This window comes from Phyllobacterium sp. 22229 (genome assembly GCF_052056495.1).
GTDB classification, from domain to species: domain Bacteria; phylum Pseudomonadota; class Alphaproteobacteria; order Rhizobiales; family Rhizobiaceae; genus Phyllobacterium; species Phyllobacterium myrsinacearum.
Window position 1 is genome coordinate 42,995 of the sequence record NZ_JBQEPA010000020.1, and the last position, 15,991, is coordinate 58,985.

Consider the following 15,991-nt stretch of genomic DNA (forward strand, 5'->3'; position numbering starts at 1 on the left):
CGAAAGGTCTCTTTCAGCAATTAGTACTGGACTTCCTGCCTGATGATCGGGGTGGGAGGCGTGGCATTTCTGTAGGCATCGATCACTTTGCCGCGACGCTCCGCATCGATCGTCGTTGTCGCCCTTGGCCCGAGGAGATCCGCGGGGTTGGCTATCTGCGCCGCCAGATTGTTCTGGCTGGCGCAACCAAAATTGGCATAGTGCTTGTTCTCCGCCGTATCGAGCAGATCCTTGGGCCACTGGCCGCACGGCCCGGTCGAGGCCGTCATGGCCGAGTAGGACAAACGGATAGGCGCCGATTCATCCGAGGCAGCCCGATACCGCTCACTGGAGATATTGAACGGCTTGACCCCGCTCCGGCGCAACACGGCAACAATGTCCTCGCGCAGGCGGCCCGCAGCGTGCTCGTTTGGCGTGCCCGACGGCAGCAGTATGTGAATAACGCCCGAACCGTTGGCATGATAATTGGTCAGAACATTCTGCACGATGCTGCGCTGGGTGATCGACAACCTGTTGTCGGCATGACCCACCGGGATGTCGGCAACCTGCTCTTTTTCAGAGATGACAATGGGATGGTTGGTCCGATAGTCGTCGGGGATGCTCCCGACGGTTGTGCTGCGGTCTGCACATCCCGCAAGCAGAGCGACAGCGAGAAGGGCAAGCACCGGTTTCACCGGCTTGGATTTCCTGAGGGCTGACATGGCGGGGTCCTTGCTCATTTGTAGATGTATCCGACAACGCCCTCATACCGGCCGGCCGGCGGGGTGGCCGCTTTCGTTCCATAAACCCGGTTGACTTTACCGAGGAACATGCCGGCCGCATCGCTGGCAAGATTGAGATTATCATCAGGCCGGGCAAGGGCGGTCCGGGCAACCGGCCGTACCAGATAGGGTGTGATGATGATGACGAGTTCCGTCTCGTTGCGCACGAATTCGCGGCTGCGGAACAGCGTGCCGAGGACCGGTATTTTGGACAGACCGGGAAGGCCTGAGATAGCCTGCCGCGCATCATCCCGCATCAAGCCGGCAATCATCATGGATCCGCCGGAGGGAAGCTCCACAGTCGTGTCCGCCAGGCGCTTGCGGATGGATATGACGTTGGTCGAAGGTTTTCGTTGCCCAACGCTCAGGGATGCCGATCCTTCCAGTGTCGGTTCGGAAACAGATGTACGCACCTTGAGACTGATCCGTCCCGGCGATAGAACCACGGGAACAAATTCAAGGCCAATGCCGTAGTCGATCTTGCCGATGTTGTAGGTGACTTTTCCCTTGTCATCGACATCCGAGCCATTGATCATGTTGTATTCGCCGCCGACACGGAACGTGGCTTTTTCCCCCGAGATCGCCGTCAGCGTCGGTTCCGCCAGCGTTTTCATCACGCCAGCCAGTTCCATGGCATTGATATAGGAGTCGATCGTGGCACTGCCGATCGAAATGGGAATGCTTGCACCGGAACTGCTCAGGCCCTTCCCGACAAGGGAGGCCAAATTTTCCGAGCCGAACAGGATGCCGTCGGATTTCGTGGATCCAACCATGTTGACGCCGAGCTGTTTCATCACGGAACGGCTGACTTCCGCAACCGTGACCTTCAGCGTCACCTGATCTTCGCCGGCGATCTGGATCAGATTGACGATCTTGCTCTTCTGCCGCGCCTCATTCGGGTCACCAATGACAACGCTGGTATTGCCGTTGCCGCCGCCAGCCGCATTCTGCTGATACTGGCCCGTGGTCGCTTCACCGCCGGTGACCAGGAGGGTCGCAAGATCCGTGGCCCGCTTGGCGTCAAGCGGCGTCTGCACCGTTCCGGTCAGGATCACATTGTCGTTCAACAGTTCGACCTTGATATCGGAATCCGGGATATATTTTTTCAGGCTGCCCTCAAGGCCGGCGACATCGCGTTCGATCACCAGATCGAAACTGGCCAGCTGTTCGCCGTTCGGCCCAAAGACGAAAACATTGGTCTGGCCGACCTGTTTGCCGAAGAGATAGATGCGGCGCGCCGTCCGGGTCACTGCATCGGCCACGGTCGGATTGGCGACAAGGATATCGTAAGCATCCGCCGGAAGATCGACCACCAGGGATTTGTTGAGCGCAAGATTGATCCGCTTTGTCGCGCCCTGCCCCTGGTTCAACTTGACGATGTTGCTTTGCGCCACGGCCGCTGTCTGAATCGGCAAGGAAGCAATGCTGCAGCCAACAGCGACAAGTCCGGCTTTCCAATACCGGTGTGCGCGATGGCCAGGTTGCCCCATTGTGAACATTGCTCCGAAACCCATTTTATTTGCGCCCCAATATTTCAGTGACAGTCCCGGATTTGATCAGCTTGACGTTCCCGGCCCGGCCGGGTGAATTGACGAGATATTCCGCACCCGGCCCCGTCGGCTCCTGTGCATCCTGCAGGGAGCGCAGCACCAATGTCATGCGGCTGGCCATCTGCTGGGCCACTGCCAGTATCTCCGCCTGCTGTGGCGTCAGCTCGAGCGTTGCCGTGGATCCGACCTTGTTCTTCTGGCCTGTTTCGTCTTCCTGGATAGTCTGGTCGATGGCGAGAACCCGGACATTGCTCAAAATGGTCTCGGTGGCGAACTGCTTCTGTTCGCCTTCGATCTGCCGGATCATGATCACATCGACATAATCATTGGGCAGGATGAAGCCACCCGCCGACGTATCCGCAGCAATCTGCGTGGCCACGGCGCGCATCCCGGATGGCAACTGCGCGGACATGAAACTCTGGCCCTTGCCGATCAGCTTGGCTTCCCGAATGGGTTCTCCCGGAAATATCTGCAACCGCACGGTGGAGCCGCGCAATTCTTCCTCGGCATTGGGCCGGTCCGCGCGCTTGATGTAGCCATCGGCCAGGGCAGATACCGGCCAGGGTTGCCAGCGCATCTGGTTTCGCATTTCGGCGCCGACACCAAGCCCGTCCGTGGCAACCAGCACGTCCTGTAATTCAATCTGAGGTAGCGGAACCGTTTGCACGACGACCGGCACATCGGGCTTCATATTCGTCGCGATATAGCCAGCCGCACCGGCGGCCGAAATCGCCACGATGAGAATAACAACGCGTGCCTTTTGCATCGATGAACCCCAATAGACTTTTGTCTAATTTACCCAGGGTTGCACCTTGACTTGGCAATCGTGTAATTATGGTTAACAGTTTACTTAAAAGGACAAAAAACGACGCTCGCCGGCATTCGGTTGTGCCGCCTGCAGGGAAGCTGCACTGTTTTCACGGTAAATCGATCGGTGAACGGGGAAGGCCCGCCGTCAGGCATGGGCCAACCGTTCTATCACCCAGACGCACAGGGGTGAGGACGGAAACATGATGAGGCCGGCAGCGCCAAGGGCAACACCGTAGGGAACACCTTCGTTCTTCTGTGCCAGCCGGTGCATGAAGTTGAAGCGGCCGGCATATGCGATAGCGAAATGCGAGCTGCGATATTTGAGGATGGCCAGGGTAAGCGCGCCACCGAGCAGCGACATGAAAAGCAGATAGCCGGCCAATTCCACATTCCAGCCCATCCAGACCGCCGTGGCGGTCATGAGCTTGGCATCGCCGCCGCCCATCGTTCCCATTGCAAACAGCAGGAACGTGACGGCAAGCACCACGGCTCCGGCGGCAAAATGCAGTCCATAAATATCCCAGGGCATTCCGGTCATGGGCGCCAGAACGGCAAAGGCGGCAAGGAGTATAAGCGATACACGATTTTGGATCGTCATCGACAAAAGATCCGATATCCCCGCAAAAGCCATGGCGAAGGGGAAAACGATCAATATCGCAGCTTCAATCATCGCGCCGTTCCATCAAACCGGGTGGCGGAAGCGTTCCACATATCAACACCACCCAAGACACTCATTTGCTCGCATTGCCTACGGTTGTCGCAACGCCATCATAGGTTGTCTGTACTGCGGTCCCGAGCGCACCCGCGCCGGCGACGATGCCAAGGGAAATGATGCCGGCAATCAACGCATATTCTATGGCTGTCGCACCCGACCGGTTCCGGGGAAAATCCGTGAATACATTGCCATCTGACGGAGCGAGGCGCCTTGCATTGAACATCATGATCTCCCCCGCATGCCTGCTGTCCTGGACAGTGGCTGACTTCGTAACGTGATGTCCTCGACAATATCCGCTGCGCATTGCTTTCAGCTTAAGAAAGACCGTTAGGAAAAGATGAAGGCGAACCGTAAAATCCCGCGTTTCGCCATGCCCGTCCGCTCCGCCGCCACGGATGGTGCCCACGAGGCAATTATACTTAACGATAAGTTCACGGGGTTAAGCCTTCTTTCACCAATCATCGGCATCGTTCATCCAACGATTTGCGAAGGGCACTCCCATGGTTCGATACAACGGCCAACGACGTTTCGGTCGGCATGCAACAATGATCGCACTCATGCTCGCGGCCGTCCTGTCCGGGAGGGCGCAGGCCGATACGGGCATTCACGTGGTCATGAACCAGGCAACCGTGCTGAAACTTGCCCGTCCCGCCGATACGGTCGTGGTCGGCGATCCTGAAATAGCGGATGCCGTTGTCAAGGATTCCCGAACCGTCGTGCTGACGGGAAAGGGATTTGGCATGACCAATATCGTGATCATGGACGCTGAAGGCGGGGCGATCGTTGACGATCAGGTTCTGGTCAGCCGCAGTGTTGCCAATACCGTGCGCGTTTACCGGCGCGCCTATGTGCAAACACTCTCCTGCTCTCCCTTCTGCGAGATATCCCAGAAGACGAATGCGGAAAAGAAATCCGACACGGAAATCGGCGGGAACTGACCGGCTTGTCGTGACCGCTTGCATCACGGTTGAGAAAGCGTGAATTCAGGCATCACAATTTGCACTTTCCTTCACACGAGATTCTAATATCTGCCTGATAGAGCTGTGTCCGTTGCGGGGAGACGGAGAAGGTCCAGTGATGATGAAGGCAGCAGTCAGGGATGAACCACGCGGAAATTCCGATTTGCCGGAAAGCAGGCGTCCCGCCGGAAAAGGCTCGCTGCTCGCGCGGTTCTGCAAACACAATCGCGGCAGCGTCGCCATTGAATTTGCTATGATCGCCCTTCCCTTCTTTCTCCTGATCTTTGCCGTTGTCGAAGTCACCCTCAGCTTCACCGCCGAACAGGTCATGTCCAACGCCGTTGACGATATTTCGCGCCAGCTGCGCACCGGGCAATTGAAGACAACGGATGTCAGCGACGCCACAAAACTGAAAGCGCGGATTTGCCCCCAATTGTTCATGGCCGCCACGCCCTGCCCTGATCTGGAGGTTGATCTGCAGACCTATGCGACGTTCAAAACCGTACCCACGACAATCCCGCTCAAATCGGACAATGACGTCGATGTCAGCGCCTTGAAAGTCAATCCGGGCGGTGCTGGCACGATCAATCAGCTGCGGATTTTCTACCGCTGGCCCATTCTGACCGATTTGATGAAAACGCGTATCGCAAGCATACAGAGTCAGGGCAAAACCCTGCTGTTCTCCACCGTCACCTGGCAAAATGAGCCTTACCTCTGATGCGCCGCCAAGCAACCGATCATCTGTTTTCTTCCGCGAAGGCTTCCGCCATGCCGGCATTCAAAAAAATACGTGAAAAAATGGCTGCTTCCACGCGTAACCTGGTTGCGTTCGGCAAGGACCGCCGGGGTATTGCCGCGCTGGAATTTGCGTTGATCGCGCCGGTGATGATCATGCTTCTTCTGGGGAGCATTGAAATCACCAACGGTTTCGACGTGAACAAGAAGCTGGCGCGGGCCGGAGCGATGGTGGGCGATCTGGTCACGCAGCAACAATCCATCACCAAGGAAAAGATCGCCGATATCATGGAAATCGGAACCTCCATCCTCTTGCCCTATCGCCGCGACCTGCCGACCATCACCATTGCGTCCATCACTGTCGACGCGAACGGTAACGCCACGGTTGCCTGGTCGCAGCGCAAACAGGGTCAGGCCATCTCAACGCCCTATACCAAGGGCAGCGCCATCACCATCGATCCCAACCTGAAGATTCCCACGTCAAACTTTGTTCGCGTTGAAACCAGCATCGCCTATATCCCGCTCATTGCCTGGACAATGAAAGACACCGTGAAAACTTCAATAGGCACCAGCGGTCCGGGTATCGCCATGGGTAAGATGATCTATGGCCGGATCCGCCAGGGAGATGCGGTGGCTTGCACCAACTGCTGAAACATCGGTGCCAGCCTTAACAGCCGCCCCGCGCACATGATGTTTGTCATCAGCGTCAGTTTCACCTATCTGTGGATTCTGGTTCTGATGGAGTGAGGCATGTCCCGCGCTTTTCTTTTTGTGCTCGATTCTTTTGGCATAGGCGGCGCGCCGGATGCTGCCGCTTTCGGCGATGCAGGTGCGACGACGTTCGGTCACATCATCGACGCCTGTGCCGACGGGCGCGGTGACAAGGACGGCCTGCGTTCCGGTCCGCTTACTCTCCCGCATTTGACGTCGCTGGGTCTTGTGCACGCGGCCAATCTTGCCTCCGGCGTCAAAATCCCGCCGTCAGTCGCCGCTCCCATCGGGTTGTGGGGCGCTGCCGAGGAAGTTTCGAATGGCAAGGACACGCCGTCCGGGCACTGGGAAATTGCCGGTGTGCCGGTCACCTTCAATTGGGGCTATTTCCCCAGGACGATCCCGACATTTCCGGAGACATTGATTGCCGACGCGGTACGGCGCGCCAGCCTTCCGGGTATTCTGGGCAATAAGCATGCCTCGGGCACCGAGGTCATCGAGGAATATGGCGAAGAGCATATTCGCAGCGGCAAGCCGATCTTCTACACGTCCACCGACTCCGTCATCCAGATCGCCGCGCACGAACAGCATTTCGGATTGGACCGCCTCTATGCTCTGTGCACGCTTGTCCGTGAACTGGTCGACCCCCTGAACATCGGCCGGGTCATTGCCCGCCCGTTTGTCGGGGAAACCCGGCAGACCTTCGAGCGCACCGGCAACCGGCGCGACTATTCTGTACCGCCACCCGAAGCGACCTTGCTTGACAGGCTTACGGACGCGGGCCGGACTGTGATCGCAATTGGCAAGATTGGTGATATCTACGCGCACAAAGGCGTGTCTCAGGTGCGTAAGGCTAACGGCAATATGGCCTTGTTCGATGAAACACTGATTGCCATGGACGATGCGCAGGACGGCGATCTGGTCTTCACCAACTTCGTGGATTTCGACATGCTCTACGGGCATCGCAGGGATGTGCCCGGCTATGCCGCCGCGCTCGAGGCTTTCGACCGGAGGCTGCCGGAAGCCATGGCGAAATTGCGGACGGGCGATCTTCTGATCCTGACAGCCGATCATGGCTGCGACCCGACCTTCAAGGGAACCGACCACACGCGTGAACGCGTTCCGGTACTCTGCTTCGGACCCGACCTGCCGCATGGGTCGCTCGGTATCCGGACCACCTTTGCCGATATCGGTGAGACAGTCGCAGCCCATCTCGGCATTGCGCCTGGCCTGCACGGGAAAAGTTTCCTGCGGGGCACGGCATCCCATGCCTGAGCTTCCCGAAGTCGAAACCGTCCGCCGCGGATTGCAGCCTTTCATGGAGGGCGCAACCATTGCGCGGGTCGAACAGCGCCGCGCGGATCTGCGCTTTCCCTTTCCGGACCGGTTTGCCGAACGGCTGACCGGTCGCACGATCGCATCACTGGAGCGCCGCGCCAAATACCTCATCATGCATATGGATGACGGGCTGGGCCTGATCAGCCATCTGGGCATGTCCGGTTCCTACCGCATTGAACAGGACAACGCGGACACGGTGCCCGGGGTCTTCCACCATGACCGGTCACGCAACACGACCCATGACCATGTGGTGATCCATGTGGAATCGGTGGACCGGATCAGAAGCCGGATCATCTATAATGATCCGCGCCGTTTCGGCTTCATGCTGTTTGCCGAACCGGGCGGGCTCAATACCCACAAACTGATACGGGATCTTGGCATCGAACCGACGGGCAACCGGTTGGACGGCACGCTGCTGGCCACGCTCTTCGCCGCCAGGAACGCGCCGCTGAAAGCGGCATTGCTGGACCAGAAGCTGATTGCCGGTCTTGGCAACATCTATGTCTGCGAAGCGCTCTGGCGGGCCGGACTATCGCCCCTGCGGGCGGCCGGCACGATCGCTGAAGAGAACGGCGACCCCACGCCCATGGCGGACCGGCTTGCGACGTCCATTCGCTCCGTCATAGCAGACGCCATCGCGGCAGGCGGCTCCAGCCTGAAGGACTACCGGCAGGCCGATGGGGAACTCGGCTATTTCCAGCATTCATTTTCTGTCTACGACCGTGAAGGTGAGCCTTGCCCGCGTCCTGCCTGTGATGGCACGATAGCCCGCATCGTCCAAAGCGGGCGCTCGACGTTTTTCTGCCCGATCTGCCAGCATTAGGAGGAATATCCGGATGGCCTACGAAAACATCATTGTGGAAACGCGTGAGAAAGTTGGGTTCATCCAGCTTCACCGCCCGCAGGCGCTCAATGCTCTCAACTCTGCCCTGCTTGCCGAGCTGAGCACTGCTCTTGAGGCGTTTGACAAGGACAACGGCATCGGCGCCATCGTCATTACCGGCTCGGAGAAAGCCTTTGCCGCCGGCGCCGACATCAAGGAGATGCAGACGCTGGATTTCGCCGACGCCTATCTCGGCGATTATTTCAGCGAGTGGGAGCGGGTCACGCGCCTGCGCAAGCCGCTGATTGCGGCCGTCGCCGGTTATGCGCTGGGCGGTGGCTGCGAACTCGCCATGATGTGCGATTTCATCATTGCGGCGGATACCGCCAAATTCGGCCAGCCGGAGATTACGCTGGGTGTCATGCCAGGCATGGGCGGCTCACAGCGGCTCACACGCTCCGTCGGCAAATCCAAGGCGATGGACCTGTGCCTGACCGGGCGCATGATGGATGCGGCAGAAGCGGAGCGTTGCGGCCTTGTCGCGCGCGTCGTCCCTGCGGGCGAGCTTGTAGCGGAAGCGTTGAAGGCTGCCGGGAAGATTGCCTCCTTCTCGCTGCCTGTCGCCATGATGACCAAGGAAACCGTCAACAGGGCCTATGAAACCACCCTGTCAGAAGGGTTGAGATTTGAACGGCGCGTCTTCCATTCGATGTTCGCGCTGGAAGACCAGAAGGAGGGGATGACGGCCTTTGCCGAAAAACGCCCGCCGAATTTCAAGAATCGCTGAGGCTGAAATATCCACCGGCAAGGCGACGATTCCACGTTGACGCAATCGGAAACGTCATCTATAAGCCCGACAACGTTTGGTGGCCCCTCGGCCACCCTATTATTTTGTGACGGCCGCGTTGAAGCTGCCGAGTAGCTGACAGAAAAGAGAGGCATCATGGCCAACACTCCTTCGGCCAAGAAAGCGGCGCGTAAGATCGAAGCCCGCACCGAAGTAAACAAATCCCGCCGCTCGCGCGTGCGCACCTTCCTTCGCAAGTTCGAAGATGCGGTGGCAAGCGGGGATCAGGCAGCCGCTTCCGTAGCCTTCAAGGCTGTTGAACCGGAAATGATGCGCGCTGCCACAAAGGGTGTCGTGCACAAGAATACGGCATCCCGGAAGGTTTCCCGTCTCGCACAGCGCCTTAAGGGCATGTCTGCCTAATCAGACAAAAATAGTCTATTTTAAACCCGGCTGGTCCTTAGCCGGGTTTTTTATTTGCCATTTTTTTGGGCACAAATTCGTTTCCGATGAAAAAGATTGTGGCATATCAAAACCCTGACATATGCCGGTCATAAATAGTTTCATACAAAAAGCGACAACCATCATTTCTCATTTAATTTCAATAACTTACGGCAGGTAGCCATAATCGCCAGACCCCAGCCGGAAGAATCTGTCACCCCAGCCTATGTCAAGCGATAATTTAATATTTTTTTTTGATCGCGTGACTCCGCAGTGCAGCAAAATCGGCATTCCAAAAAAGGCTTTGAATCCGAAGGCTTTTTCCCCGTCCAACCGGAGGTAGTTAAAAAAAACGCAAAAGCGTTAACCTTTAATTCACTAAAAAAGCGGCGCGCCTGCCCTTGCCCTCCCCGCAAAGGTTTTTGTAAGGTCCAGACATCGAAGGGGTGGGCAAAAACCCATTTAACAGGCTTATCAAATTAGTGGGTTCGGACGCAGATTTTTTGTTTGCGTAACGAGTAAGTTTTTGTCGGGTATCCGGGTTGTACGAACCTGGATCGTTTCAGAAAAGAAGCAAGTTGGCGGCGCTGGCATCAGCCGGGCGTGAGTCTTTTTGCGCCAAAGTTGAAAGGGATATGGACGTGGCGGTTTTTAGAATTTCGGTGCGAGATTGTTCAGACCTGTATTATGCGTCCCTAACCTTATCCAACAATTAGCTCCAGGAGATTGAAGGCCGGCCATAGGGGTGACCGGCTCTTGAAGACTGAAGCCGGTCATGGACCGGCACGCATGCGAACACGAGCACTATCAAGCTCGAACAGATAAATATCAGGATGAGGCAATGACAATGACCAGCGGAATAATGGAAAACGGCACGAATGCAGCCATGGTCCCGCTCCATATGGACGAAGGGAAAAGTATGGTATCGGCCGGCAGCCAGGGCGAGACGATTTTCGAGAGGGTCAAGACCAAACTCAAGGCCAAACTCGGAAATGAAGTTTACTCCAGCTGGTTCGGCCGTTTGAAACTGGATGAAACCTCCAAGAGTATTGTTCGCCTTTCCGTGCCGACCGCATTTCTTCGTTCCTGGATCAACAACCACTACTCGGACATGATCAACACGCTGTGGCGTGAAGAGGACGAGCAGGTTCTGAAGGTGGAGATTGTCTTCCGCAGCGCCAGCCGCGCCAGCCGCCCCTCGCTTGAGGCAGAGCCTGCCCTGCGGGTCGACCAGCGGGCGATTTCGCGCGACAAGCCGGTTTTTCCCGTCGGCAATACGTCCCAGGACAAGAAGGCACCGGCGCATTTTGCCGACCGTGCCACTGATCGCCCCGGACAGAACTCCGTGTTCGGCTCGCCGCTGGACCCGCGCTACACCTTCGAGACCTTTGTTGACGGCACGCCGAACCGGGTGGCGCTCGCCGCCGCGCGCACCATTGCCGATGCGGGTGCCAGTGCCGTTCGCTTCAATCCGCTGTTCATTCACGCCTCTGTCGGCCTCGGCAAGACGCATCTCCTGCAGGCCATCGCCGCCGACGCCCTGAAACGCTCGGAGCGCGCCCGCGTCGTTTACCTGACCGCCGAATATTTCATGTGGCGCTTTGCAACGGCCATTCGCGACAACAACGCGCTTTCATTCAAGGAACAGCTGCGCGATATCGATCTCCTGATCATCGATGATATGCAGTTCCTGCAGGGCAAATCGATCCAGCACGAATTCTGCCATCTGATCAACACGCTGCTCGACAGCGCCAAGCAGGTGGTTGTGGCCGCAGACCGTCCGCCGTCAGAGCTGGAATCGCTGGATGCGCGCGTGCGTTCGCGCCTGCAGGGCGGCGTTGCCCTTGAAATGATTTCACCGGACTATGCGATGCGCCTGGAGATTCTCAAGCGCCGCCTGGTTGCCGCCCAGCAGGAAGACCAGTCGCTGGATATTTCGCCGGAGATTCTCGATCACGTCGCCCAATCCGTCACCGGAAGCGGCCGTGAGCTGGAAGGCGCTTTCAACCAGTTGCTGTTCCGCCAGACGTTCGAGCCGAACCTGTCGGTCGACCGGGTCGATGAACTGCTCAGCCATCTGATGCGCGGCGGGGAAGCCAAGCGCATCCGCATCGAAGAAATCCAGCGCATCGTTGCGCGCCATTACAACGTCTCCAAGCAGGATCTTCTGTCCAACCGCCGCACGCGCACCATCGTCAAGCCGCGCCAGATCGCCATGTATCTTGCCAAAATGCTCACACCCCGCTCGCTGCCGGAAATTGGCCGGCGCTTCGGCGGACGTGACCACACAACCGTTCTGCATGCGGTGCGCAAGATCGAAGATATTGTCGGCAAGGACCAGAAACTGTCGCAGGAACTCGAGCTCCTGAAGCGCCTGATCAACGATCAGGCCCAATAAGGGCACTTCGCCACTTATCAACAGAAAGCCTGCGGTATGGTGCGTTGCAACCAGCCGCAGGCTTGCTTTTTAGGGTGACTTTCTGCCAATTTGCTTGACCTTGGGGGAACTTCGCCCTCTCGCCAGAAAAGCGCCGCAGGCCCTCAGGGGCTTTGGGTCGAAAAAGACAGTGAGACCGGTTTATCATGCGTGTAACTCTTGAACGTTCCAATCTTCTGAAGTCGCTCAACCATGTCCATCGCGTGGTCGAACGGCGCAACACCATTCCGATTCTTTCGAACGTTCTTCTGCAAGCCGAGGGCGCAAGCCTTGCCCTCAAGGCCACGGACCTTGACCTTGAAGTCACCGAAGCCACTGCCGCGCAAATCGAGCAGTCCGGTGCAACCACCGTCCCGGCGCATCTGCTCTATGATATCGTCCGCAAACTTCCTGACGGGGCGGAAGTGATGCTGGCAACCAATGCCGACGGCAATTCCATGACCGTGACCTCGGGCCGGTCGAATTTCCGCCTGCAATGCCTGCCGCAATCGGATTTCCCCGAATTGACCGCCGGGTCGTTCACGCACACGTTCCGTATGACATCCACGGCATTGAAGAGCCTGATCGAACGGACGCAATTCGCCATCTCCACGGAAGAAACCCGCTATTACCTCAACGGCATTTATTTCCATGCCATCGAGAGCGAGGGCTCGCTGAAGCTGCGTGCTGTGGCCACGGACGGGCATCGTCTGGCCCGTGCTGAGCTGGAAGCACCTGCCGGTGCCGAAGGCATGCCTGGCATCATCATCCCGCGCAAGACCGTTGCCGAGCTGCAGAAGCTTGTCGACGATCCCGATATTGCCGTGACCATCGAATTGTCCGACACAAAGATCCGCTTCACCATCGGCTCGGTGGTTCTGACCTCCAAGCTGATTGACGGCACTTTCCCGGACTACCAGCGCGTCATTCCATCCGGCAATGACAAGAAACTGACCATCGACCGCCAGAGTTTCGCCTCTGCCGTTGACCGCGTCTCGACGATTTCGAGCGAGCGCGGCCGTGCCGTCAAACTGACGATTGCCGATGGTCAGCTGACATTGACGGTCAACAATCCCGATTCGGGCAGCGCCACGGATGAACTCGCGGCTGATTATGATTCTGATCCGATCGAGATCGGCTTCAATGCCAAATATCTTCTCGATATAACGGCTCAGCTTTCCGGCTCCGAAGCCATCTTCATGCTGGCCGACGCCGGCTCGCCGACACTGGTACGGGATACGGGCGATGCGAATGCGCTCTACGTGCTCATGCCGATGCGGGTTTGACGCAAACGGACAATCCCGCTGTGACCGATGATCCCAGAACGGACGCGGGCAAACCGGCCCGCGTTTCGATCAGCCGGTTGAAGCTTGCACAGTTCCGCAATTATGAAAACCTGTCACTGCGGCTCGGCCCGTCGCATGTGGTGCTGACCGGTGAGAACGGATCGGGCAAGACCAATCTGCTCGAAGCCGTCTCGTTTCTTTCTCCCGGCCGCGGTTTGCGCCGCGCCACCTATACGGATGTCACCCGCAATGACGCGCCCGACGGCTTTGCCATCCATGCCGCCATCGAAACCGGGGAAGGCTCCGTGGATGTCGGTACCGGACTTGCCGGCAATGCACCGGGCGATACCGCGCGGCGGGTGCGCATCAACGGTGTCACCGCATCCAGTGCCGACGATCTTCTGGAATATTCCCGTATCCTCTGGCTGGTGCCTTCGATGGACGGCCTCTTTACCGGCGCAGCCGGGGACCGGCGCCGTTTTCTCGACCGGATGGTGCTGGCCATCGATCCCGCGCATGGCCGCCGTGTGCTTGACTATGAGAAGGCCATGCGCAGCCGCAACCGCCTGCTGACAGAAGAGCGCAGCAACGGCGCCTGGCTCGATGCCATTGAAACCCCCATGGCAGAGCTCGGCATCGCAATCGCCGCCGCAAGGGCCGAACTCATGCGCCTGATCAACGGCATGATCGAGCGGCTGCCGGACGATAGCCCCTTCCCCAAGGCCGACTGCATGCTCGACGGCGCGTTGGAAGCGCGCATCGGCATCGAATCGGCAACTGACGTTGAGGAGGCCTTTCGCCGGGCACTGCATGATGGGCGCAGCCGTGACAGGGCCGCGGGACGCACATTGGACGGTCCCCACCGCTCCGACCTTCTGGTACGCCACCGGCCCAAGGCCATGCCTGCCGAACTCTGCTCGACTGGCGAGCAGAAGGCACTGCTTATCGGCCTCATTCTCTCCCATGCGCGCCTCACGGGAGAATTGGCTGGTATGGCACCCATCCTGCTCCTCGATGAAATCGCCGCGCATCTTGATGAAGGCCGCCGCGCCGCACTTTTTGACATCATCGAAGACCTTGGCGGGCAGGCCTTCATGACGGGTACAGACCGCTCGCTGTTTTCCAGCCTAGCCGGCCGCGCGCAGTTTTTTGATGTGTCGCACGGAGAAGTGCACGCCCGGTAAAGCGGGTGATGGCGAGCCCGCCTGCGGCCGTGTTAGCATGCCGGAGAATCGAATTCTTTCTGCAACACTCCCATGAAATAAGGCCTCCATGGACACAGGGCTGTTGTCGCCCGGTGCCTTGATCCAACAAAGGAACCCCTATGTCTGATCTTTCTGCCTTTCCCATTACCAAACGTTGGCCGGCACAGCACCCCGACCGTCTTCAGCTCTATTCGTTGCCGACGCCCAATGGCGTGAAGGTATCCATCATGCTGGAGGAGATCGGGCTGCCATACGAGACCCATCTCGTTGATATCGGCAAGAACGAAAGCTGGACGCCGGAATTCCTGTCATTGAACCCCAATGGCAAGATTCCCGCGATGATCGATCCGGATGGTCCGGGCGGCAAGCCGCTGCCGCTGTTTGAATCCGGCGCGATCCTGCTCTATCTCGCCGAGAAAAGCGGCAAATTCCTGCCAACCGATCCGGCACGGCGCTACGAGACCATCCAGTGGGTGTTCTTCCAGATGGCTGCCATTGGCCCGATGTTCGGTCAGGTCGGCTTCTTCCATAAGTTTGCCGGCCGCGAGTATGAGGACAAACGGCCGCTTGAGCGGTATGTCAACGAATCGAAACGTCTGCTCGGCGTGCTCGAGAGCCATCTTGCAGGCCGTCAATGGATCATGGATGACGAGTATACGATCGCCGATATCGCCACGCTTGGCTGGGTGCGCAACCTGATCGGTTTCTATGGGGCAGGTGATCTGGTCGACTATGCCAGCCTGAAGAACGTCCCGGCATGGCTCGAACGCGGGCTTGCACGCCCGGCGGTGCAGCGCGGTCTCGATATACCCCAGCGCCCATAAAGCCCCGGTTCTTTCGATTCCCCGTGGCTAAACTCTGAACGCCGCCGGTTTGGCGGCGTTTGCCTGCACCCGTTTGCGCGGCGATATCTCTGGTGCTCCTGGAGGTGATCCTCCTTCATTCCGCTTGATGTTAAACACCAAAATTACTCAGCGGCCGAAAACTTGCCCCGGCATTTCCGCCAGCCTAGATAGGGCTCTGGAGGACGACCTCCACGCCGCCGCAAGAGGCTGCGTCTGAACACAAGCCGGGACGGCCCGCGCATGGAAAAGGATGGTCGTCATGGCCTGGATTTATCTCGTCGTTGCAGGACTCTTTGAAATCGGCTGGGCCATCGGGCTCAAATATACCGATGGCTTTACCCGGCTGACGCCGTCGGTACTGACCGGTGCCAGCATGGTCATCAGCGTTCTCGTGCTGGGCCTTGCCCTGCGTGAACTGCCGGTGGGCAGCGCCTATGCGGTCTGGACCGGCATTGGCACCGTCGGTACCGCCCTGCTCGGCATGTATCTTTTCGGAGAGCCGGCAACGGTTATCCGTCTCGTTTGCATCGGCCTGATCGTCTCCGGTATTGCCGGGTTGAAATTTCTTGCCTGAGACAAATCGGATGCTGCATTCGGGTTCCATCTTGT

The 15,991-nt window shown here is 58.2% G+C and carries 17 protein-coding genes; 12 read left to right on the top strand and 5 right to left on the bottom strand.

The window, feature by feature from the left end; all coding sequences use genetic code 11:
• Positions 1-20: 20 nt before the first annotated feature.
• The 5 genes from ACTJJ7_RS21580 to ACTJJ7_RS21600 form a co-directional block, all read right to left on the bottom strand.
• Positions 21-719, bottom strand: a complete 699-nt coding sequence (locus tag ACTJJ7_RS21580) for a CpaD family pilus assembly protein (protein ID WP_245421199.1) — start codon at positions 717-719, stop codon at positions 21-23.
• Complete coding sequence (locus tag ACTJJ7_RS21585) at positions 716-2,251, bottom strand: type II and III secretion system protein family protein (protein ID WP_105736790.1); 1,536 nt, start codon at positions 2,249-2,251, stop codon at positions 716-718. The genes ACTJJ7_RS21580 and ACTJJ7_RS21585 overlap by 4 nt, the downstream gene beginning before the upstream one ends.
• A 25-nt stretch (positions 2,252-2,276) precedes the next feature.
• The gene (gene cpaB, locus ACTJJ7_RS21590) at positions 2,277-3,077 is read right to left on the bottom strand and encodes a Flp pilus assembly protein CpaB (RefSeq protein WP_105736659.1); all 801 of its coding nucleotides are present in this window, start codon (positions 3,075-3,077) and stop codon (positions 2,277-2,279) included.
• Positions 3,078-3,266: 189 nt separating this feature from the next.
• A complete protein-coding gene (locus ACTJJ7_RS21595; RefSeq protein ID WP_440968779.1) occupies positions 3,267-3,791 on the bottom strand; it encodes an A24 family peptidase in 525 nt (174 codons plus the stop codon).
• A 61-nt stretch (positions 3,792-3,852) separates the two neighbouring features.
• On the bottom strand, positions 3,853-4,062 hold the full coding sequence (locus ACTJJ7_RS21600) for a Flp family type IVb pilin (RefSeq protein WP_245421200.1): 210 nt from the start codon (positions 4,060-4,062) through the stop codon (positions 3,853-3,855).
• Positions 4,063-4,381: 319 nt separating this feature from the next.
• On the opposite strand from ACTJJ7_RS21600, the gene ACTJJ7_RS21605 reads away from it, so the two are divergent.
• The 12 genes from ACTJJ7_RS21605 (at position 4,382) to sugE (ending at position 15,956) form a co-directional block, all read left to right on the top strand.
• The gene (locus tag ACTJJ7_RS21605) at positions 4,382-4,774 is read left to right on the top strand and encodes a pilus assembly protein N-terminal domain-containing protein (protein ID WP_105736665.1); all 393 of its coding nucleotides are present in this window, start codon (positions 4,382-4,384) and stop codon (positions 4,772-4,774) included.
• A gap of 139 nt (positions 4,775-4,913) precedes the next feature.
• A complete protein-coding gene (locus ACTJJ7_RS21610) occupies positions 4,914-5,513 on the top strand; it encodes a TadE/TadG family type IV pilus assembly protein (RefSeq protein WP_440968780.1) in 600 nt (199 codons plus the stop codon).
• 80 nt (positions 5,514-5,593) lie between these two features.
• Complete coding sequence (locus tag ACTJJ7_RS21615; RefSeq protein ID WP_158531259.1) at positions 5,594-6,181, top strand: TadE/TadG family type IV pilus assembly protein; 588 nt, start codon at positions 5,594-5,596, stop codon at positions 6,179-6,181.
• A gap of 99 nt (positions 6,182-6,280) precedes the next feature.
• Positions 6,281-7,516 carry a phosphopentomutase gene (locus tag ACTJJ7_RS21620; protein ID WP_440968781.1) on the top strand — a complete coding sequence of 412 codons (1,236 nt, stop codon included), beginning with the start codon at positions 6,281-6,283 and terminating at the stop codon, positions 7,514-7,516.
• Positions 7,509-8,402, top strand: a complete 894-nt coding sequence (gene mutM, locus ACTJJ7_RS21625) for a bifunctional DNA-formamidopyrimidine glycosylase/DNA-(apurinic or apyrimidinic site) lyase (protein WP_440968782.1) — start codon at positions 7,509-7,511, stop codon at positions 8,400-8,402. Before ACTJJ7_RS21620 ends, mutM begins: the two co-directional genes overlap by 8 nt.
• A 13-nt stretch (positions 8,403-8,415) precedes the next feature.
• Complete coding sequence (locus tag ACTJJ7_RS21630) at positions 8,416-9,189, top strand: enoyl-CoA hydratase (RefSeq protein ID WP_440968783.1); 774 nt, start codon at positions 8,416-8,418, stop codon at positions 9,187-9,189.
• Between the two features lie 156 nt (positions 9,190-9,345).
• Positions 9,346-9,612: a 30S ribosomal protein S20 gene (gene rpsT, locus ACTJJ7_RS21635; RefSeq protein ID WP_105736677.1), complete on the top strand. Its 267-nt coding sequence runs from the start codon at positions 9,346-9,348 to the stop codon at positions 9,610-9,612.
• 865 nt (positions 9,613-10,477) lie between these two features.
• Positions 10,478-12,028, top strand: a complete 1,551-nt coding sequence (gene dnaA, locus ACTJJ7_RS21640; protein WP_440968811.1) for a chromosomal replication initiator protein DnaA — start codon at positions 10,478-10,480, stop codon at positions 12,026-12,028.
• Between the two features lie 185 nt (positions 12,029-12,213).
• Complete coding sequence (dnaN, locus tag ACTJJ7_RS21645) at positions 12,214-13,332, top strand: DNA polymerase III subunit beta (RefSeq protein ID WP_130268588.1); 1,119 nt, start codon at positions 12,214-12,216, stop codon at positions 13,330-13,332.
• 20 nt (positions 13,333-13,352) lie between these two features.
• The gene (recF, locus tag ACTJJ7_RS21650) at positions 13,353-14,516 is read left to right on the top strand and encodes a DNA replication/repair protein RecF (protein WP_105736794.1); all 1,164 of its coding nucleotides are present in this window, start codon (positions 13,353-13,355) and stop codon (positions 14,514-14,516) included.
• Positions 14,517-14,656: 140 nt separating this feature from the next.
• Complete coding sequence (locus ACTJJ7_RS21655; RefSeq protein WP_440968784.1) at positions 14,657-15,361, top strand: glutathione S-transferase N-terminal domain-containing protein; 705 nt, start codon at positions 14,657-14,659, stop codon at positions 15,359-15,361.
• A 280-nt stretch (positions 15,362-15,641) separates the two neighbouring features.
• Entirely contained in the window at positions 15,642-15,956 is a 315-nt protein-coding gene (sugE, locus tag ACTJJ7_RS21660; RefSeq protein ID WP_105736796.1) for a quaternary ammonium compound efflux SMR transporter SugE, read from the top strand.
• Positions 15,957-15,991: the final 35 nt, after the last annotated feature.